The sequence below is a fragment of the Aquamicrobium segne genome, from assembly GCF_042656785.1.
In the GTDB taxonomy this organism is placed as follows: domain Bacteria; phylum Pseudomonadota; class Alphaproteobacteria; order Rhizobiales; family Rhizobiaceae; genus Mesorhizobium; species Mesorhizobium segne.
Genome location: NZ_JBHSLL010000050.1, coordinates 1 through 18,532, shown reverse-complemented (window position 1 = coordinate 18,532; position 18,532 = coordinate 1). Strand labels below are relative to the sequence as shown.

Below are 18,532 nucleotides of genomic sequence, written 5' to 3'. Positions count from 1 at the left end.
AAACAGGCCCGGCAATGATTAGCGTCATGGCTGGAAACGGTTCCGAATACGGATGAAAAGGGAACACGGTCAGCCGGAAAATCGGCAAAACCGCGACTGCCCCCGCAACTGTAGACGCCGAGCCTCTCTCCGACATGCCACTGGATCTAAATAACGGTCCGGGAAGGCGGCTGGAGGCAATGACGCGAAAGTCAGGAGACCTGCCGGTTCCAGTCACCCATTCCTGATTCCGGGGTGGAATCAGGCGCGGCCGTCCGTTGCGGTGACACGATAAGTGTTGCCGCGTGCTCTACGGCCTGCAAGGTGGATGTCAAACCCCTCTTTTGCCTGTCATGACTGCGGTGGAAATAAAAACTGCTGGCGCATGAATGCCCGGCCTTTGGGGTAGGTGATGAGAAAATATTTTTGGACCGGCAGTGCCTGTGCGCTGCTTCTGGGCAGCACAGCATGGGCGCAAGACAACATTGCCCAGGACGATGATGTCATTGAACTGCAAACCATTTCAGTAACCGCCAACCGCACAGCAACCGAAGAAAATAAAACCGGCTCCACGGTTGAGCAGATCACACAGGCACAGATCGAGGCGAAATCCCTCCCGGTGGTGAGCGACTATCTGAATTTATTGCCCGGCGTCTCCATCGCCAATAACGGCGGGCTTGGAGCGCGAAGCGGTTTGTTCATACGCGGTCTTGGTTCAGGCTATGTCAAGACCCTCTATAACGGCATCGATATTTCCGATCCTTCCAACACGCAGGTCCAGACCCATTACCAGCATCTTCTCACTGGCGGAATTAACAATATCGAGGTTCTGAAAGGTTCCCAAAGCACCCTTTATGGCTCCAACGCCATTGCCGGGCTGGTTGACATTTCAACAATGGGTGAAGCTGAAAGCGGCCTTCATCATATTGTCGAGGCTGAAGGCGGCTCCTTTGGCACGGTGCGCGGCCGCTATGGTTTTACTGCCGCCAATGAGGGCTCACATTTCGCCACAAATATTTCCGGCCTCTATACTGATGGCATTTCAGCCGCTGCCGGTTTTCCAGAGCGCGACGGCTATAAAAATGCCACAGTCGATCTCGTCGCTGAACACCGTATCAACGAAGCATTCTCTGTATTCGGTTCTGCACTCTATATAGATGCCAAAGCGCAGTATGACAACGAGGGAGCGGATAATCTTGTCAATGAAGAGATAAGCAAATCACTAGGCGGGCGCGCCGGTTTCAACCTTGATCTCATGGACGGACGGCTGAAAAACACCTTCTCCATTCAAGGCTTCAAGGTGGATCGGGAAGACACCTCCGAATACGGGGGCTACATCTCAATCTTCAGATATATCGGCCAGCGGCAGAAATTCGACTATCAGGGCTCATTTGAAGTAAACGATGCAGTCCTGTTGCAATATGGCCTCGACCATGAACGGCAACAGGCCAAGGTCATTACCTCGCCGCCGACCAACGACAAATACGATCTTACCGGCGTATGGGGTCAGGCAATTCTCAGCCCTCTCGAAGACCTCGTCATCACGGCTGGCTTGCGTCACGATGAACATTCCGAATTTGGCGGTCATACGACTTACAGGGGCACCGCCTCTTACACGCTTTCCCATACCGGAACCCGTCTCCATTCCTCTTTTGGAACAGGTTTCCGGGCGCCAAGCCTTTACGAACTCTATGCGCCCCCTTTCCCCCCCGACCCGGATTGGGGTTTTCCGGGAGGGCCTGTTGGCAATGTGGATCTAAAACCAGAAACCAGTAAAAGTTTTGATATCGGTATCGGACAATCATTTTGGAATGACCGCCTTGTGGCAGACGTCACTTATTTCTCAATCGATGTCGATAATCTGATCATATATGGAAACGGCTACGAACAAGTGCCTGGAACCACCCGTTCGCGAGGCGTTGAAACCTCTTTCACCTATGCAGCAACCGATTGGCTCGATATAGGCGGCTCCTATACCTACACAGATTCAAAGTCTGAAAATGGTGAGCGCAACTCGCGAATCCCCAGACATGCCTTTGTTCTGTCGACCTTGGCCAAACCTGCCGAGAAATGGACCATCGGCGCAGATTTGAAGTTTGCAGCAGACATCATGGACGGCAATAGCAAACTCGATGATTATCTTCTCCTCAACGCCAGGGTTGCCTATCAACTGACCGACTCCACCGAAGTCTATCTTCGCGGCGAGAACCTGTTGAACGAGAAGTATCAGACGGTAAAGGGCTATGGTACGCCCGGCATCTCGGCTTTTGCTGGCATCAAGGCAAAATTCTAGAGCATTTTGCGAGCACAGATGGTTACATCTGACGCAAGCACAAATGCGGCTAAAACAAGAGCTTAGAGCATTTTTATTTTTACGCATGCCTGTCTCTCGAACTTTATCCTGAAACTGGTCCAGTTCGAAAGACAGGCTTTAACCCCTTATGAAGCAGCTATAATGCGATCATTGCGCCACCCAGCCGCCATCGACCGAAATATGGGCACCGTTAATCTGTGCAGCCGCTGGCGAGCATAAAAACACCACGCAAGCCGCCACCTGCCCGACGCTGACAAACTCTCTGGTCGGCTGTTTTTCCAGCATCACTTCACGCACCACCGTGTCGCGATCCATATTATGGGTTTTCATCTGGTCGGGGATCTGGGCTTCAACCAGCGGGGTCAGCACATAGCCGGGGCACACTGCATTGCAGGTGATGTGGTCTTGCGCCACTTCCAGCGCCACGGTCTTGGTCAGGCCCACAATGCCATGCTTGGCCGCCACATAGGCCGATTTGAACGGCGAGGCGACCAGCCCATGCGCCGAGGCGATATTGACGATGCGCCCGCTGCCTTGCCCCCTCATCACAGGAAGCGCTGCCGCAATGGTGTGAAACGCCGAAGACAGGTTGATAGCGATGATGGCTTCCCATTTGTCGATGGGGAATTCCTCAACCGGCGCAACATGCTGGATACCGGCATTATTGACGAGAATGTCAACACCGCCGAAGCGTTCAGCAGCCTGTGTCACCAGATTGCGACAGGCGGCCGGATTTGACATGTCTGCTGCGATATAGACGGCCTCAACACCATGGGTGCGGGCAAGTTCAGCGGCGATCTCATGATCCTGCGCCGTATCGGAAAAAGAATTGACGACGATATTACAGCCTTCCAGCGCCAGCACTTGGGCAATAGCAAGGCCGATCCCGGAGGTTGAGCCGGTAATGATGGCAGTGCGCGAGGCGGTCATGCTATGCCCTCCTGTCCATATTGCGGCGCAATATAAACGATGCCCTACCTGAAACCAATCCTGCCGGATCAAAAATGCGGTCGCAAAAGCTCCCGCCAAGATTAAAACCTGTCTCTCGAAACTGGTTTCCGGTTCAAGAGACAGGCTTTAAACTGAAAACCAGTTTCGGGATCAAAATATGCTTGAAAAAAGTTAATTCAGCCCTGATTGCGGCGACGTGCGGCCAGTGTACGCAGACGCAGCGCATTAAGGCGAATAAACCCTTCCGCATCTTTCTGGTCATAAGCGCCGCGATCATCTTCAAAAGTGACCAGATCATCGCGATAGAGCGACTTTGCCGATTTGCGGCCGGTAACAATCACATTGCCCTTATAGAGCTTGAGCCGCACTGTGCCCTCAACATCTTCCTGGCTCTTGTCGATCAGCGCCTGCAGCATTTCACGCTCGGGCGAATACCAGAAGCCATTATAGATCAGTTCCGCATAGCGCGGCATCAACTCATCTTTTAAATGCCCCGCACCACGATCCAGCGTCAGGGATTCGATTGCCCGGTGGGCAGCAATCAGGATGGTGCCACCGGGCGTTTCATAAACACCGCGGCTTTTCATGCCGACAAAACGGTTTTCAACCAAATCAATACGGCCAATGCCATTGTCACGGCCAAGATCGTTAAGGGCAGCAAGCATTGTGGCTGGCGACAGCTTCTTGCCATTGAGCGCAATTGCATCGCCTTTCAGAAACTCCAGTTCGATCTCGGTTGCCACATCGGGCGCATCAAATGGCGAGACAGAGCGCTGGTGCACATATTCAGGCGGCTCGACCCACGGATCTTCCAGCACCTTTCCCTCAGAGGATGAGTGCAGGAGATTGGCGTCGACCGAGAAAGGAGCCTCGCCCTGCTTGTCCTTTGGCACCTGAATCTGATGCTGTTCAGCAAATTCGATAAGGTCGGTGCGCGATTTGAATGACCAGTCACGCCAGGGCGCAATCACCTTGATGTCGGGATTGAGCGCATAGGCGGAAAGCTCGAAACGCACCTGATCATTGCCCTTGCCGGTGGCGCCATGGGCAATGGCGTCAGCGCCGGTTTCTTCGGCAATTTTCACCAGATGTTTGGAGATCAGCGGCCGGGCAATGGAGGTGCCCAAAAGATAGGTGCCTTCATACAAGGCATTGGCGCGGAACATCGGAAAGACGAAGTCTTTTACAAATTCCTCACGCAGATCCATGATGCGGATATCCTGGATGCCCATCATCTCAGCCTTGCGGCGCGCCGGTTCCAGTTCTTCGCCTTGCCCCAGATCGGCGGTGAAGGTGACAACCTCGGCGCCCAGTTCGGTTTGCAGCCATTTGAGAATGATGGAGGTGTCTAAACCGCCCGAATAGGCGAGCACGACTTTCTTGATATCTTTCAGCTTGGACATGAGCGTTTCCGGTATGTGTTCCAGGATTTAGGCCAGATATAAAATCCAGATGTAAAATAATGTCGCTGTCATAGCAGGAATGCAACGCCGAACAAGCATCGGGACCATAGATGCTGCCCTGTCATTTTGCCAATGCGCAACAATCTGACAAAATACGCACAATATAAAAGCTTTTCTTGTGCACCTGCACATTTTGGTGCATTTCAATCTCCGCGACCGGCAGGCCGCACCTTTACCACCCGAACAGACAGGATAATACGATGCCGGAAACAAGCCCGCTGGATAGCGCCCTTACCCGTCTCGACGAAGCCGCAACGCACCTCAATGTCGATGCCGATGTCATTGAGAAGCTGAAATATCCACGTGAAACCACCAAGGTGCGCTTGATGATCCGCATGGATGACGGCTCACGAAAGTCGTTTCTTGCATGGCGCTGCCGCTATGACGACACGCGCGGGCCGACCAAGGGCGGTATCCGCTTTCACCCTGACGCCACGGCCGATGAAGTGGAGATGCTGGCGTTCTGGATGACATTCAAATGCGCGGTGATGAACCTGCCCTATGGTGGCGGCAAAGGGGCGGTGCAAGTTGACCCGCGCCAGCTTTCCAAGGCCGAGCTGGAGCGCCTGTCTCGCGCCTACATACAAGCTTTTTCGCGCATTATCGGACCGGACCGCGATATTCCCGCACCCGATGTTTACACCAATTCCATGATCATGGGCTGGATGGCCGACGAATATAGCCAGATTGTCGGCGAAGGTTCGCCGGCCGTCATCACCGGCAAGCCGCTGGCGCTTGGCGGCTCGGTCGGGCGCGGCGATGCGACCGCACGCGGCGGTTATTATCTGGTCTGTCACCTTGCGCAAGAACTTGGCCTGTCCGGTTCCATGAAAATCGCCGTTCAGGGCTTTGGCAATGCCGGCCAGCATATCGCCTCAATGTTTGCCGCCGATGGCCATACCATCGTTGCTGTCTCGGATTCCGGCGGTGCGGTCTATGCTGCCAACGGGCTTGATCTGAAGGCGCTCATGGCCGCCAAGGCCGAGGGCCATTCCGTCATTTACACCGCAGGCCACAGCGGCCATCAAGCCATTGCCGCCAATGAGCTGGTCGGGGTGGATTGCGATGTTCTGGTGCCTGCCGCCTTGGAAAACATGATCCACAAGACCAATGCCGAGACCGTAAAAGCGCGCATTGTGCTGGAACTTGCCAATGGGCCGGTGACCCCGGAAGCCGACGCTATTCTGGCCAGCCGCAATGTTGTGGTGCTGCCCGACATTTTGGCCAATGCGGGCGGTGTTACCGTCTCCTATTTTGAATGGGTGCAAAACAAGCAGGGCTATTATTGGGAACTGGACGAGGTTCACACCAGGCTGCGCACCATTATGGAGCGTGAAGGCCGCGCCGTCTGGCAGCATTCGGTGGACCATGGCGTTACACCGCGCACCGCCGCCTATATCCATGCCTTGAGCCGCCTTGCCGAAGCCATTGAGGCGCATGGAACGCAAAGCTATTTCGATAGCTGATTGTTCTCGAACTGAGCCCGCTGATCGGGTATAAGGGGCGGCTTGCATGTCGCAGCCGCTCTTTTTTTCAGCTCAAACCAACCAAACAGCCATGAATTTCATTCCCGATGCCAGCATACTTGCCCAGTTTGCACTCGCCACACTGGTGCTGACGATCACGCCGGGGCCGGATATGACGCTGTTTGTCGGGCGGGCGCTGTCTCAGGGCAGGGCTGCCGGGCTTGCCTGCATGCTGGGTGCGATGACCGGCATCATTTTTCACACGGCACTTGTCGCCCTTGGCCTGTCAGCCCTGATCATTGCCTCGCCTCAGGCCTTTTTTGCCCTGAAAATTGCCGGTGCGCTTTATCTGATCTGGCTGGCCTTTCAGGCGCTCCGCCACGGTTCGACATTTTCACTGGAAACCAATGGACGCACACGCCATTCACTGGCGCGCAACTGGGCAACGGGGCTTGGCATCAATCTGCTCAACCCCAAGATCATTCTGTTTTTCATGACGTTCCTGCCGCAATTCGTCTCTGCACAGGACCCGCATGCACCCGAAAAATTGTTCTTCCTGGGCGTCATGGTCATTGTGGTGGCGCTACCATTCACCACGGCCATGGTGATTGCCGCCGACCGCTTTGCCGGACTTTTAAAGAAAAGCCCCTGCATCACCCGATTGACGGATTATATGTTTGCCGGTGTTTTTTCAGCCTTCGCCTTCAAGATTTTAACAACCCAGAAATAGGCAAACCTGTTTATTTGCGCCAGTCGGGTGTCCACATGCCAGCCACCAGCCAGTAGGCCAGACCGCCAACAACACCGCTGCCCACCATGGCAAGCAGCAGCGCCATGTCATGTGTTTCTGCTGCGCCCTCAGCGCCCCGATAAAACAGGCCGGCAAAAGCCAGGGCCACAAAGCCCCCGGCCAGCGCATAAAACAGCCAGTCACGCTTGCCGGTAAATTCGGCAATGATGATGGCGGCAACACTTGGCCAAAAATTGAAATGGGCCATAAACAGCGCCAGCAAGGGTACGGAAATCATCGCCCCTGTGGCAAAGATCGGATAGGCTTCTTCTTCTGCCAACCCCGACCAGCCCAAAAACAGCACATGCGAAAAGGCACTGGCGGCAAGGCAGGCAGCGCCATAGCCGATCAGCACCACGGCAAAACGTGCCAGAACGGCAAGAACGCCGCTCAATCTTCACCATGCCCGGCAATCATCATTGCCTCCAGCGCCAGCCGTTCCGTTTTACGCATCCGCTCCGATTCCGACTTGAGCTGGCCGCATGCCGCCAGAATATCGCGCCCGCGCGGTGTGCGGATCGGCGAGGCATAGCCCGCCGCATTGATATAATCGGCAAAGCGCTCGATCGTTTCCCAGTCCGAGCACTGGTAATTGGTTCCCGGCCACGGGTTGAACGGAATAAGATTGATCTTGGCGGGAATGCCTTTAAGCAGCTTGACCATCTGCCTGGCGTCTTCAAGGCTGTCATTAACGTCCTTGAGCATCACATATTCAAAGGTGATGCGGCGCGCATTGGACAGGCCCGGATAGTCACGACAGGCTTTCAAAAGCTGTTCCAGCGGATATTTTTTGTTGATCGGCACCAGAAGGTCACGCAGATCGTCATTAACCGCATGAAGCGAAATGGCCAGCATGACGCCGATCTCTTCACCTGTGCGGTAAATTTCAGGCACCACACCGGAGGTGGACAGCGTGATCCGGCGCTTTGAAAGCGACAGCCCCTCACCATCCGAGGCAATCAAAAGCGCTTTCTTTACCGCCTCGAAATTATAGAGCGGCTCGCCCATGCCCATCATCACGATGTTGGAAATCCTGCGCCCTTCAATCGGCACGATTGCGCCTGCCGGTGTATCGCTATCGGGAAAATCACCCAGCCGGTCACGGGCGATCAAAAGCTGCGCCAGAATTTCTTCCGTCGTCAGATTACGGACCAGCTTTTGCGTGCCCGTATGGCAAAAAGAGCAGGTGAGCGTACAGCCGACCTGGCTGGAAATACACAGCGTGCCCCGCCCCTCTTCGGGAATATAGACAGTTTCGATCTCGACAGGGCGACCGGCGCCGCGTGGCGGAAAGCGCAACAGCCATTTGCGCGTGCCGTCACTGGAAATCTGTTCTTCAACGACTTCAGGGCGCGCAATGGTGAAAGCCTGCTCAAGCCTGGCGCGCAATTCTTTGGAGATGTTGAACATCTGCGCAAAATCAGAAACACCGCGCACATAAAGCCAGTGCCAGAGCTGGCTGACCCGCATTTTTGCCTGCCGTTGCGCAACAAGGCCGGTTTCGACCAACACCTGCGCCATTTCCTCTCGCGAAAGGCCCACCAGCGATGGTTTTTCCAGTCGGGGGGAAGGGCGCAGCGCAGCACGCGCACCAGCAGGAACAAGATCGAGTGAAAAGCTCATAATGGACCCAATATAAGCGGTTGCAGCCATTTTTAGCTACGAATTTGGGTGAAGCGCGCCAATAACACAAGTTCGGGCCGGAGTCATGGTCTGATCAAGGCAAGTCTGCCATGCAAAAGGCCGGTCCCGCAGGTCCGGCCTCAATCGCAGAAATCAAACCTGATCAGGCAATCAGGCTTATTTGCAGCTTGAAATGGAATTGAGGGCCGCCGTGATGCCTCTTAGCGAAAACACATAGCTGGTGTCATTGCCGCGGCCGGATTTGGCCTGAACCTTCATGTCGGCCCCGCCACGCATGGCGGCAATCAGTTGCGGCTCGTCGGCAGCGTTTTCAACCCAGGCTGATTTACCGCGTGTGAACATGGTAAAAGACTTGTCGCCAACCGTCACACGCACCTTGGAATCAGCCTGGAAATCATAACCGGCAATGAATTGCGGCTCGTAGGACACTTGCTGGCCGGGACGCTGCGAAACAAAGAAGAACATGTCGCCATGGTTGAGATTGCCCGGCTGCTTTTCGGTCGGAACCGTCAGCACATAGCACACCTTGCCGCCGGACGCCTGATAGCTGTAGGTGCCCCACGCACTATGCTGACCGATCTTGGTGGCCTGCTGCGCCAGTGCCGGTGAGGCCAAGACAAGCATAAGCAGGGCAGAAACGGTAGCTATCAATCGACGCATCATAATTCTCATATTCCAGACAGTGCAGGCACAGGCAAAGATTCGACCCCGCCCGTTTCCTTCAATTTGATTTAATCTGGGTTACCAAAGCGTGAAGATTGCCCAAAAAAGGAGTTTCAGCCGTAGAACCCACCGCTATTCCAGCGCTTTTCGTAAATTTTCATCTACGAGTGTCAGCGCCATATCCCTGCGGGTGACTTGGAATGGAGGAAAAAGGCAAGAATTTGACTTTTTGACAAATCAGTCCTTTATCCAGAGTGCCGTGCGTCCTGGCGGCGCACAAAATACTCCAGATTCAATCATCCCTGGCAAGCGCATCCCTGGCCGCTTGCTGGTGGGCTGGCGTGATATGGGCCCGTACCGCTGCAATGGCGGCACTCAACACCGCTACATCGTCGGTAAACCCAAGACCGAAAATAAAATCAGGAATGGCGTCAACCGGCAAAACGAAATAGCCAAGTGCAGCCAGAAGGATGCCTTTGGGCCGAAGCGGCGTCTGCTTGTCGAGCACGCAATAATAGGAAGCCACGACATCTTCCATGAACGGCACATGACGTGCAGCGCGCTTTGCGGTGCGCCAGAAATCATTGCGGATCTGGCTTTCGTCTCCAACCTTGTCTGCAAAGCCGAAGAGATTGAAATCGGCCTTTTCAGTCATCTTTGTCTACCTCTTGAACGATGACCGGACTGATGCCCGTCATAGCGTCTTATGTGGTGTTTCCTATTGCCCCCTGCAATAGATTACCTTCCAGCATGGGCGCTGAAATCATCAAAAATGGCGTCAATGCGCCGCGCCAGCGTAAAATCAAGTTCCGTCAATCCGCCTGCATCATGGGTGCTGAGCCTGATATCGACCCTGTTATAGACATTCGACCATTCAGGATGATGGTTCATTTTTTCTGCGGCCAGCGCCACCCGGGTTATGAAGGCAAAGCCTTGCGAAAAATTGCGCAAGATGAACTGGCGCTCGATTGCATCACCCGCCAATGTCCAGTCAGGGCGCTCTTGCAGCGCTGCATCCAGCGCATCTTTCGTCAATCTGTCCTGTACCATGATCTATCCTGCCTGCCTGTGATTATGACATGCTTTGCGGCTCATCGAAAACACGGTCAAAACGACTGTTCAGTGAACCATCATTGCCGGTAAGCGGCCAGGCTTCCTCAATGACGTAAGGCCCGCCTCCCACCGAATCGCGCGATGACATCAACACAAACCGGCCCACCTTGAAGGATGCGGTTGAAAAATTGCCGCGCCCCGACAAATAATGCGCCGTATCTGGCGCAGACACATTGCGCAAACGTGCCAGCGTCACATGCGGCATAAATTTGCGCGGATCAGCACCAATTCCATAGCGCTGGCAAATGCGGTCGATTTCAGCCTGAAGCATAGAAAGTTCCGGTGAAGGGGCAACGCCTGCCCAGATCGAATGCGGTTTTTTTTGGCCGAAAGCGCCGACACCGGCCAGCGACAGAGAAAAAGAGGGGCGGCGCACCCGGTCCAGCGCATCGGCAATCTCATCGGCAACATGGCCCTCGACATCGCCGATAAACCGCAAGGTGATGTGATAGTTTTCAGTATCGATCCAGCGGGCGCCGGGAAGACCGCCCCGCAACAGGGAAAGCGACAAGGCGACATTGCCTGGAATTTCGAGGGCGGTGAAAAGACGCGGCATGGCATGGCCTCCTGTCTTTGAACTAAGACTCGTGAACTGTAGCGGACCATTGATCCAGCGGTGAAGCAAGCCAATTGTTTCATTCCGCATTGGCGCTGGGGAAAGTGTCACGCCTTCGTCATCATTCAGGGTCGGGAGCCAGAAAACACGGCAAGCGCCTGTTCCACCACAGGCATGATCTTTTCGACCATGATGCGCACCCCGTCAGCGCTGGGGTGCATTCCATCTTCGTGCAGCAGGCTCATTTCACCGGCCACGCCATCCAGAAAAAAGGGATAGAAGAAAACATCGTGCTTTTGCGCCAGACGCGGATAGAGCGCCCCAAAGGCTTTGCCATAGGCTGGCCCCAGATTGGGAGCCGCCACCATTCCAGCCAGAAGCACCTTGATGCCGCGCGCTTTCAGCCGCACAATCATCTCATCCAGATTTTCTTCCACGATGGAAGGGTCAACACCGCGCAGCATATCATTGGCTCCAAGCTCCAGAATAACCAGATCGGTTTCATCCGGCACCGACCAGTCAAGCCGCGCCAGCCCGCCGCTGGTCGTGTCACCGGAAACGCCTGCATTGGCAACCACGGCATCATGGCCCTTTGCCCGCAAAGCTTCCTGCAACTGATCGGTAAAACCTTCACCCGGCCCCAGCCCGTAACCCGCCATCAGGCTGTCACCGAAACCGACGATCTGCACGGGCTTTGCCTGCACCGGAATGGCGAACGCCAGCCCCGCGGCAAGAAGCATTGCACTCCAAAACACAACCGGGCACAAAAACTTGTATTTGAAAGCCATGCTTTTGCTCCCATATGTCATCTGTAATTTGCATCCCTGTCCGCCTTGCTCTTCGTCATATAGGAACAATCTGCTTTGACAAAAACCGTCATCGAACTGGAAAATGTATCGCTGACGCTGGGCGAAGGTGCGTCATCGGTCCATGTTCTCAAAGGCATCAACCTCACAATCCGGCAGGGTGAAATTGCCGGTATTGTCGGCCCCTCCGGTTCTGGAAAATCCACGCTGCTGATGGTTCTGGCAGGGTTGGAGCGCGTCGATACGGGCCGCGTCAACATTGCCGGTATGGCGCTCAATGGCAAAAGCGAGGATCAAATCGCCGCCTTCCGGGGCCGCAATATCGGCATTGTGTTTCAATCCTTTCACCTCATTCCCAATATGACAGCGCTGGAAAATGTCGCAGTGCCGCTGGAACTGGCGGGCCATCCGGAGCCTTTCAAAATCGCACAGCAGGAACTGGTGGCGGTAGGGCTTGGCGAGCGCCTGAACCATTATCCGGGGGCGCTGTCGGGTGGTGAACAGCAGCGCGTGGCCATTGCGCGCGCCCTTGCGCCCGCCCCGCCAATCCTGATTGCCGATGAACCAACCGGCAATCTTGATCAGGCAACAGGAAAGCAGATTGCCGATCTGCTGTTTTCCAAGGCGGCAGAGCGCGGCATGACTTTGGTGCTTGTCACCCATGACCCATCGCTTGCGGCGCGCTGCTCACGCCGCATCGCCATGCGCTCCGGCCACATCGAGGCAGCACCGGCATTGCCGGAAACGGCTATTGCATGACAAAAACAATCCGCCAATTTTTGCTGGCCTTGCGCTTTTCCTTGCGGGAAATGCGTGGTGGCCTTTCCGGCTTTGCCATTTTCCTTGCCTGTATCGCATTGGGTGTGGCCGCCATTGGCGGCGTCAATTCGCTTGCCCGCTCCATCAGCGATGGCGTGGCCGCACAAGGCCAGCCCTTGCTTGGCGGCGATGTGCGCTTCCGCCTCAACCAGCGGGAAGCCAATGAGGCCGAACTTGCCTTTCTGCGCAGCCATGGCAAGGTTACCCACAGTGCAAATATGCGCTCCATGGCGCGCCTTGCCGATGGGTCTGATCAGGCGCTGGTCGAGGTCAAGGCCGTCGATAATGCCTACCCGCTCTATGGTGTTCTGGAGGTGCAGCCAGCCCTTCCCCATGAGGATTTGCTGGGCGAGAAAGCGGACCGCTTCGGGGCAGCCGCACCTGAACTTTTATTTGAACGGCTTGGCCTGAAAATCGGCGACACACTCCAGCTTGGCAATGCCCATTTTGAGCTGCGCGCCAAACTCAACAGCGAGCCCGATGCCGTCTCGGAAGGTTTTGGCTTTGCCCCGCGCCTGCTGGTATCCATGGAAGGGTTGCGTGCCTCCGGCCTTGTGGTTGCGGGAAGCCTGGTTGAACACAGCTACAAACTGCGGCTGGAGCCTGACGCCAGCACGACCCGCCTGGAACAGGTGGAAGCGCAGGCGCGCACAGATTTTCCCCAGGCAGGCTGGTCGATACGCAGCCGCACCAATGCTGCACCGGCGCTGTCTGCCAATATTGAACGCTTCTCGCAGTTCCTCACACTGGTCGGCCTGACCTCGCTGGTGGTGGGCGGCGTAGGTGTTGCCAATGCGGTGCGCAGCTATCTGGATGGCAAGCGCGGTGTCATTGCCTCCTTCAAGAGCCTTGGCGCTTCAGACGGCTTTGTCTTTAGCGTCTATCTGATACAGATATTGCTGATTGCAGCATTGGGCATCGCCATCGGGCTGGTTCTGGCAACACTCATACCCTTTGCCGCTGCAAGCGCCTTGCAGGCCATTATCCCGGTGCCGGCAGAAGCCGGAATTTATCCGGCTGCATTGGCGCTGGCGGCGACATTCGGCTTTCTTGTCACGCTGGCCTTTGCCATCCTGCCGCTGGGTCGCGCCCGTGATGTGCCCGCCACCGCCCTGTTTCGGGAACTGGGGCTGAATGCCGAGGGGCGACCCCGCCCTGTCTATAGCGCAATTGCCCTCTTCATTGCCCTTGGTCTGGCGGCACTGGCCATTTTGACCGCCCATGATCGCCGTATCGCCATTATTTTTGTCGGGGCAACGATCTTGTCATTTCTGGTACTGCGCCTTGTCGGGCTTTTTGTGCAATTTCTGGCGCGCAGCGCCCCGCGCCTCAATTCAACTGCATTGCGGCTGGCAGTTGGCAATATCCACCGGCCCGGCGCACTTACCCCTTCGGTGGTGCTGGCACTGGGACTTGGGCTGACATTGCTGGTGACATTGGCGCTGATCGACACCAATCTGCGCCGCCAGATTTCTGACAGCCTGCCGCAAATGGCGCCGAACTTCTTTTTCGTCGATATACAGGCCGCCAATATCGATGATTTTTCGACACTGATCGCCACTCAGGCCCCGCAAGGCACGCTGGTCAAGGTGCCCATGCTGCGCGGCCGCGTCATTGCGCTCAATGGCGTCGATATACGCGAACTGGAAATTCCTCCGGCAGGCGCATGGGTGCTGCGCGGCGATCGCGGCCTGACCTATGAGGCCACACAACCAGACAATGTATCCCTGACCGGCGGCACATGGTGGCCACAAGATTATTCGGGCGAACCGCTGGTTTCATTTTCAGCCAAGGAGGCGCAAGAGCTTGGCCTTGCCATTGGCGATACGGTAACCGTCAATGTGCTTGGCCGCAACATTACGGCGCGCATCGCCAATTTCCGTCAGGTGCAGTGGGAAACGCTCGGCATCAATTTTGTCATGGTGTTTTCGCCCAACACATTTGCCGGCGCCCCCCACAGTTGGCTGGCGACCCTTTCCGACACAACAGCCAGCGCCACAGATGACGCCCACATTCTCAATGCTGTCACCCGCGCTTTTCCGGCGGTGACCAGTGTACGCGTCAAGGACGCGCTCGACATCGTCAATCAGCTTGTGCGCGATCTTGGCGCTGCCATCCGTGCGGCTGCCGGTCTGGCACTGATCTCGTCCGTGCTGGTGCTGGCTGGCGCGCTGGCTGCCGGTAACCGCGCCCGCATTCATGATGCGGTGGTTCTAAAAACATTAGGAGCCACGCGGCGTACGCTGATTTTGGCCTATATGCTGGAATATATGCTGCTGGGCCTTGCCACCGCCATTTTTGCGCTGGCGGCAGGCGGGGTGGCTTCATGGTATATCATTACTCATATCATGAACCTGCCCTCGCAGTTCTCGATTGAAGTGGCGCTGGCCGCCATTCTCCTGTCGCTGGTGCTGACCATCGGCATGGGGCTGGCCGGAACCTGGCGCGTTCTTGGCCACAAGGCCGCCCCGGTTTTACGCAACCTGTAGCAAGCGCAGGTTCACCCCTACCCGGCAGGCGTGTTGAAATTTTCTGTAAAAAGCCGTCGCAAATGATGAAATCACGTAATTTTTAAGACACACCCTCTATTTCCGGCCGTTACAGGTCTTGTTCCCAGGCGCAATAAATATCATATTTCACAATAGGCATGCTGGAGCCCCGCCAGCGGCGCCTGGGTGAAAACCCGACACCGGACGGGGCAGGAAGCAACAGAGGACTTTAATGGCTGACCCCCTTCACAACTACCAGACGCGCACGGCCTCCTACGGCCATGCCGACATGGCCATCGACGAGGGCCTGCGCGCATATATGCTGCGCGTCTATAATCTGATGGGCCTTGGCCTGGTGATCACCGGCCTTGCCGCCTTTGCCACAATCATGCTGGCCACCACCACCAACCCCGCTGCCGCAGTTGCGACCCTGCCCAGCGGCCAGATGCTGACCTCCTTTGGCTATGCCATCTTTGCCTCCCCGCTGAAATGGGTGGTGATCCTGGCTCCGCTGGCGGCAGTGTTTTTCCTGTCATTTCGCATCCAGTCGATGAGCGTCGCAGCCGCGCAGACCACATTCTGGGTCTATGCCGGTCTTGTCGGCCTGTCGCTGTCATCGATCTTTCTGATCTATACCAGCGCCTCGATCACGCAGACCTTCTTTGCCACCGCTGCGGCTTTTGGCGCATTGTCGCTTTATGGCTACACCACCAAGCGCGACCTGACCGCCATGGGCTCGTTCCTGATCATGGGCCTGTTTGGCGTGATCATTGCCATGGTCATCAATATCTTTCTGCAGTCTTCGGCCCTGTCTTTCGCAGTTTCGGCTCTTGGCGTGCTGATCTTTGCCGGCCTGACCGCCTATGACACGCAAAAGATCAAGGAAATGTATTATGAGTCCGACAATGCAGAAATTGCCGGGCGCAAGTCGATCATGGGCGCGCTGACGCTTTATCTCGACTTCATCAACCTGTTCATGTTCCTGCTTCAGTTCATGGGCGACCGTCGCTAAAAATAACTGAAACAGACAACACATGACATGAAGGGCGGCCTTTGAGCCGCCCTTTTCTTTTGGCTTTTCATGCCCCGATAATTTTATTATCCTGGTTTATCTTCCAGCTTCACAGTCAGATCATGATACGCACGGCAACCGAAACCGATCTGCCCTTTATTACCGAAATCTACCGTGATGCCGTGCTTTACGGCACCGCCACCTATGAGTTGGAGCCGCCCTCACTTGTTGAAATGACAGACCGCTTTGCGCAGTTGCAAGCACAGGGCTACCCTTTTCTGGTGGCCACGGACAGCGATGAAGCCGTGCTTGGCTATGCCTATGCCGGCCCGTTCCGGGCACGTCCTGCTTATCGTTTCATAGTCGAGGATTCGATTTATCTCGCCCCGCAAGCCAAGGGACACGGCCTTGGTACAGCGCTGCTGAAAGCCCTGATTGATGAGGTGCAAAAGCTTGGTTTCCGGCAAGTTATTGCCGTCATTGGCGATGGAACTCCCGACAGCGCCTCTGTGCGCCTGCACGAAAAGCTTGGCTTTCATCACACAGGAAATCTGAAAGGTTCCGGCTATAAGCATGGGCGCTGGCTGGATACCAGTTTCATGCAGCTTGAAATGAATGGCGGCACAAATGAACCACCCGATCCCGGCTCATGGCCGGAAATAGCGTTGAAAGACGGCTGAAACTATTTACGCCTTCACCAGTTTGAGCCTGCTATCAAAGACATTCAACACGCGCGCCAGTTCATGGCCGCGCCTGAGGATGCGTCCACCGGCTGCAACCACTGAAAAAGCCCCCTGACGCCTTGCCAGTTTCGGGTCCTTGACGATCTGGAACAGCGGCACTTCACTGGCGCGCCGATAGACCGAAAACACCGCCCGGTCTTCCAGATGATCGATGGCATAATCCTTCCACTCATTGGCAGCAACCATGCGTCCATATAGTCTCAAGATGAGATCAAGTTCCCGGCGTTCAAACGCCACCGGCATGCCAACACGCCCCTGAGCGATGCCGTGAAGCGGAACAAGCTTTGCGGATGCCTCTTTTTCAGTCGCGTCGGCACTGTCTTTCTTCATGCCAAAGCCTCGCCTTTTCTCAAGGCAATTGCAAGTCTGCCAGTTTGATATGTGACAGGCAGGAAAAGATCAGTATAAGGCATAGGTAAGCAGAACATTACATTTATAACCACCTGTTGGAATTGGTGATCTTTTGCCCCAGTTTCGCCCTTTTCTATCCGTGCTCCTGCCCTATTATGAAGCGAGCTTGTTTGACGTTGCCTGAGATGGTTCGGTCCGGCACAGGCCTGTACCCCCAAGCCCCCCCGCCCACGGGTCAAAGCCGGATCGAACCAACCTCGGAAAATGTGTTCTAAAGCATTCCGTCGCGGATCATTGCCGCGCCGATGATTGGTCCCGGCAGCCCATTACCAGCATTGCCTTGCAGCAAGACCGCGCAACCACCTTTTTGCATCATCTCACCAACCGGCAGCTCATAACGCTGTGATTTTCCATGCCAGACACCGACAGTTTGCATGGCGGAAACCGCGTTCCAATAAGTGACTTGCCGATCGTGATTGCGACCGCGCACAATGTCTACCGTTTGCGGCGGCTCAAACCAGGCCAGAACCACACGCGCACTGGCGGGCAGCCCCCCGCCCAAATCCGTATCGCCAGCCTCGATCACCATGCTCTCTCCCTCGCGGCGTATCGTGACCGGAACCTTCATGCCATTCCCGGCGGATTTCAGCGTTGAAAGGGCAAAATCGACCGCTGCACGATCCGCACCGTTGACATGGGTGCGACCGTTGATCACCGCTTGCGGCGTATAGACGGAACGCGCCTCAAAGGCGCGCATATAGGCATATTGGCGTTTTGTATTGTCCTTGTTGCTGAGTGTGTCGCGCCAGCCAAGATAATTCCAGTAATCGACATGATAGGCGAGCGCGATGACATCACCACGGGCGGCAAGCTCGGTAAAAAACCTGTCAGCAGGCGGGCAGGCATTGCAGCCCTGACTGGTGAACAACTCAACCACGCCAACAGGTGTGCTCACCACCCCATCAGATTCTTGAGCCGATACAGGGACACATAACAACAGCGACAGCACATGGGCAACAAAGCAGGAGCGTAGCAATCTTATGGTTGGCATCACAATTTCCACTTCACCGGCGCGCCCGGTTCTTGCTTATTATGACCAACCTGTTTGACAGATACAGCCCACACCGCAAAGTCACGTTGCGGTGAAACCCGTATAATCCCCCTATCATCAATAATAAAAGGCCGCCGGGCTAGGTCACATACCCATTAATTGGATTCCCAAGGCGGGCCTATTCTGATTCACTGCTTACCAGAGCAGGAGGATGGCATGGCCCGTTTTGATCTCACGGATTTCGAGTGGTCGATGATTAAACCGCTGTTGCCAACCAAGGTGCGCGGCAAGCCGCGGGTTGATGACCGCCGGGTGCTCAACG

The 18,532-nt window shown here is 55.6% G+C and carries 18 protein-coding genes, 1 pseudogene and 1 riboswitch; of the genes and pseudogenes, 8 read left to right on the top strand and 11 right to left on the bottom strand.

Annotation, left to right across the window (positions count from 1 at the left end; translation table 11 throughout):
* Positions 1–20 precede the first annotated feature (20 nt).
* A riboswitch (cobalamin riboswitch) is annotated at positions 21–222 on the top strand.
* A gap of 169 nt (positions 223–391) precedes the next feature.
* The gene (locus ACFPLB_RS13295) at positions 392–2,272 is read left to right on the top strand and encodes a TonB-dependent receptor plug domain-containing protein (RefSeq protein ID WP_378230386.1); all 1,881 of its coding nucleotides are present in this window, start codon (positions 392–394) and stop codon (positions 2,270–2,272) included.
* 168 nt (positions 2,273–2,440) lie between these two features.
* Here ACFPLB_RS13295 and ACFPLB_RS13290 read toward each other — a convergent pair whose 3' ends face one another.
* Together ACFPLB_RS13290 and ACFPLB_RS13285 are read right to left on the bottom strand one after the other, a co-directional pair.
* Positions 2,441–3,223, bottom strand: a complete 783-nt coding sequence (locus ACFPLB_RS13290) for a 3-hydroxybutyrate dehydrogenase (RefSeq protein ID WP_378230384.1) — start codon at positions 3,221–3,223, stop codon at positions 2,441–2,443.
* Between the two features lie 197 nt (positions 3,224–3,420).
* A complete protein-coding gene (locus tag ACFPLB_RS13285; RefSeq protein WP_378230383.1) occupies positions 3,421–4,647 on the bottom strand; it encodes an argininosuccinate synthase in 1,227 nt (408 codons plus the stop codon).
* A 260-nt stretch (positions 4,648–4,907) separates the two neighbouring features.
* Here ACFPLB_RS13285 and ACFPLB_RS13280 point away from each other — a divergent pair, with 260 nt between their 5' ends.
* Complete coding sequence (locus ACFPLB_RS13280; protein WP_378230381.1) at positions 4,908–6,173, top strand: Glu/Leu/Phe/Val family dehydrogenase; 1,266 nt, start codon at positions 4,908–4,910, stop codon at positions 6,171–6,173.
* Positions 6,174–6,264: 91 nt separating this feature from the next.
* The gene (locus ACFPLB_RS13275) at positions 6,265–6,903 is read left to right on the top strand and encodes a LysE family translocator (RefSeq protein WP_378230486.1); all 639 of its coding nucleotides are present in this window, start codon (positions 6,265–6,267) and stop codon (positions 6,901–6,903) included.
* A 10-nt stretch (positions 6,904–6,913) separates the two neighbouring features.
* On the opposite strand, the gene ACFPLB_RS13270 is transcribed toward ACFPLB_RS13275, so the two are convergent.
* The 7 genes from ACFPLB_RS13270 to ACFPLB_RS13240 form a co-directional block, all read right to left on the bottom strand.
* Entirely contained in the window at positions 6,914–7,357 is a 444-nt protein-coding gene (locus ACFPLB_RS13270; protein ID WP_378230379.1) for a hypothetical protein, read from the bottom strand.
* Complete coding sequence (gene rlmN, locus ACFPLB_RS13265) at positions 7,354–8,586, bottom strand: dual-specificity RNA methyltransferase RlmN (protein ID WP_378230377.1); 1,233 nt, start codon at positions 8,584–8,586, stop codon at positions 7,354–7,356. The genes ACFPLB_RS13270 and rlmN overlap by 4 nt, the downstream gene beginning before the upstream one ends.
* A gap of 177 nt (positions 8,587–8,763) precedes the next feature.
* Positions 8,764–9,267, bottom strand: a complete 504-nt coding sequence (locus tag ACFPLB_RS13260; RefSeq protein WP_378230484.1) for an invasion associated locus B family protein — start codon at positions 9,265–9,267, stop codon at positions 8,764–8,766.
* A gap of 295 nt (positions 9,268–9,562) precedes the next feature.
* Complete coding sequence (locus tag ACFPLB_RS13255) at positions 9,563–9,925, bottom strand: YkvA family protein (RefSeq protein ID WP_378230375.1); 363 nt, start codon at positions 9,923–9,925, stop codon at positions 9,563–9,565.
* An 83-nt stretch (positions 9,926–10,008) separates the two neighbouring features.
* Entirely contained in the window at positions 10,009–10,320 is a 312-nt protein-coding gene (locus ACFPLB_RS13250) for a 4a-hydroxytetrahydrobiopterin dehydratase (protein WP_378230373.1), read from the bottom strand.
* Positions 10,321–10,342: 22 nt separating this feature from the next.
* Positions 10,343–10,939: an RNA 2',3'-cyclic phosphodiesterase gene (gene thpR, locus ACFPLB_RS13245; RefSeq protein WP_378230371.1), complete on the bottom strand. Its 597-nt coding sequence runs from the start codon at positions 10,937–10,939 to the stop codon at positions 10,343–10,345.
* Positions 10,940–11,064: 125 nt separating this feature from the next.
* Positions 11,065–11,679 carry an arylesterase gene (locus tag ACFPLB_RS13240; protein ID WP_378230368.1) on the bottom strand — a complete coding sequence of 205 codons (615 nt, stop codon included), beginning with the start codon at positions 11,677–11,679 and terminating at the stop codon, positions 11,065–11,067.
* Positions 11,680–11,802: 123 nt separating this feature from the next.
* Between ACFPLB_RS13240 and ACFPLB_RS13235 the strand changes: the two genes are divergently transcribed.
* From ACFPLB_RS13235 to ACFPLB_RS13220, 4 genes are all read left to right on the top strand, one after another.
* Positions 11,803–12,504 (top strand): ABC transporter ATP-binding protein, encoded by a 702-nt coding sequence (locus ACFPLB_RS13235; RefSeq protein ID WP_378230366.1) that lies wholly within the window; start codon positions 11,803–11,805, stop codon positions 12,502–12,504.
* Positions 12,501–15,053: an ABC transporter permease gene (locus ACFPLB_RS13230; RefSeq protein WP_378230364.1), complete on the top strand. Its 2,553-nt coding sequence runs from the start codon at positions 12,501–12,503 to the stop codon at positions 15,051–15,053. Before ACFPLB_RS13235 ends, ACFPLB_RS13230 begins: the two co-directional genes overlap by 4 nt.
* A gap of 232 nt (positions 15,054–15,285) precedes the next feature.
* Positions 15,286–16,065 (top strand): Bax inhibitor-1/YccA family protein, encoded by a 780-nt coding sequence (locus ACFPLB_RS13225; RefSeq protein WP_378230362.1) that lies wholly within the window; start codon positions 15,286–15,288, stop codon positions 16,063–16,065.
* Between the two features lie 122 nt (positions 16,066–16,187).
* Positions 16,188–16,745: a GNAT family N-acetyltransferase gene (locus tag ACFPLB_RS13220; protein WP_378230360.1), complete on the top strand. Its 558-nt coding sequence runs from the start codon at positions 16,188–16,190 to the stop codon at positions 16,743–16,745.
* A gap of 6 nt (positions 16,746–16,751) precedes the next feature.
* On the opposite strand, the gene ACFPLB_RS13215 is transcribed toward ACFPLB_RS13220, so the two are convergent.
* Both ACFPLB_RS13215 and ACFPLB_RS13210 read right to left on the bottom strand, forming a co-directional pair.
* Positions 16,752–17,138, bottom strand: a complete 387-nt coding sequence (locus tag ACFPLB_RS13215) for a DUF2794 domain-containing protein (protein ID WP_378230358.1) — start codon at positions 17,136–17,138, stop codon at positions 16,752–16,754.
* A gap of 292 nt (positions 17,139–17,430) precedes the next feature.
* Positions 17,431–18,210, bottom strand: coding sequence for a DUF1223 domain-containing protein (locus tag ACFPLB_RS13210; protein ID WP_378230356.1), 780 nt, complete (start codon positions 18,208–18,210; stop codon positions 17,431–17,433).
* A gap of 216 nt (positions 18,211–18,426) precedes the next feature.
* On the opposite strand from ACFPLB_RS13210, the pseudogene ACFPLB_RS13205 reads away from it, so the two are divergent.
* Positions 18,427–18,532, top strand: a pseudogene (locus tag ACFPLB_RS13205) (IS5/IS1182 family transposase); the annotation flags it as partial.

Excerpts from the sequence above, each read along its gene's own strand:
- ACFPLB_RS13295 (WP_378230386.1), top strand. The coding sequence starts at position 392 with ATGAGAAAATATTTTTGGACCGGCAGTGCCTGTGCGCTGCTTCTGGGC.
- ACFPLB_RS13290 (WP_378230384.1), bottom strand. The coding sequence starts at position 3,223 with ATGACCGCCTCGCGCACTGCCATCATTACCGGCTCAACCTCCGGGATC.
- ACFPLB_RS13285 (WP_378230383.1), bottom strand. The coding sequence starts at position 4,647 with ATGTCCAAGCTGAAAGATATCAAGAAAGTCGTGCTCGCCTATTCGGGC.
- ACFPLB_RS13280 (WP_378230381.1), top strand. The coding sequence starts at position 4,908 with ATGCCGGAAACAAGCCCGCTGGATAGCGCCCTTACCCGTCTCGACGAA.
- ACFPLB_RS13275 (WP_378230486.1), top strand. The coding sequence starts at position 6,265 with ATGAATTTCATTCCCGATGCCAGCATACTTGCCCAGTTTGCACTCGCC.
- rlmN (WP_378230377.1), bottom strand. The coding sequence starts at position 8,586 with ATGAGCTTTTCACTCGATCTTGTTCCTGCTGGTGCGCGTGCTGCGCTG.
- ACFPLB_RS13260 (WP_378230484.1), bottom strand. The coding sequence starts at position 9,267 with ATGCGTCGATTGATAGCTACCGTTTCTGCCCTGCTTATGCTTGTCTTG.
- ACFPLB_RS13255 (WP_378230375.1), bottom strand. The coding sequence starts at position 9,925 with ATGACTGAAAAGGCCGATTTCAATCTCTTCGGCTTTGCAGACAAGGTT.
- ACFPLB_RS13250 (WP_378230373.1), bottom strand. The coding sequence starts at position 10,320 with ATGGTACAGGACAGATTGACGAAAGATGCGCTGGATGCAGCGCTGCAA.
- thpR (WP_378230371.1), bottom strand. The coding sequence starts at position 10,939 with ATGCCGCGTCTTTTCACCGCCCTCGAAATTCCAGGCAATGTCGCCTTG.
- ACFPLB_RS13240 (WP_378230368.1), bottom strand. The coding sequence starts at position 11,679 with ATGCTTCTTGCCGCGGGGCTGGCGTTCGCCATTCCGGTGCAGGCAAAG.
- ACFPLB_RS13230 (WP_378230364.1), top strand. The coding sequence starts at position 12,501 with ATGACAAAAACAATCCGCCAATTTTTGCTGGCCTTGCGCTTTTCCTTG.
- ACFPLB_RS13225 (WP_378230362.1), top strand. The coding sequence starts at position 15,286 with ATGGCTGACCCCCTTCACAACTACCAGACGCGCACGGCCTCCTACGGC.
- ACFPLB_RS13220 (WP_378230360.1), top strand. The coding sequence starts at position 16,188 with ATGATACGCACGGCAACCGAAACCGATCTGCCCTTTATTACCGAAATC.
- ACFPLB_RS13215 (WP_378230358.1), bottom strand. The coding sequence starts at position 17,138 with ATGAAGAAAGACAGTGCCGACGCGACTGAAAAAGAGGCATCCGCAAAG.
- ACFPLB_RS13210 (WP_378230356.1), bottom strand. The coding sequence starts at position 18,210 with ATGCCAACCATAAGATTGCTACGCTCCTGCTTTGTTGCCCATGTGCTG.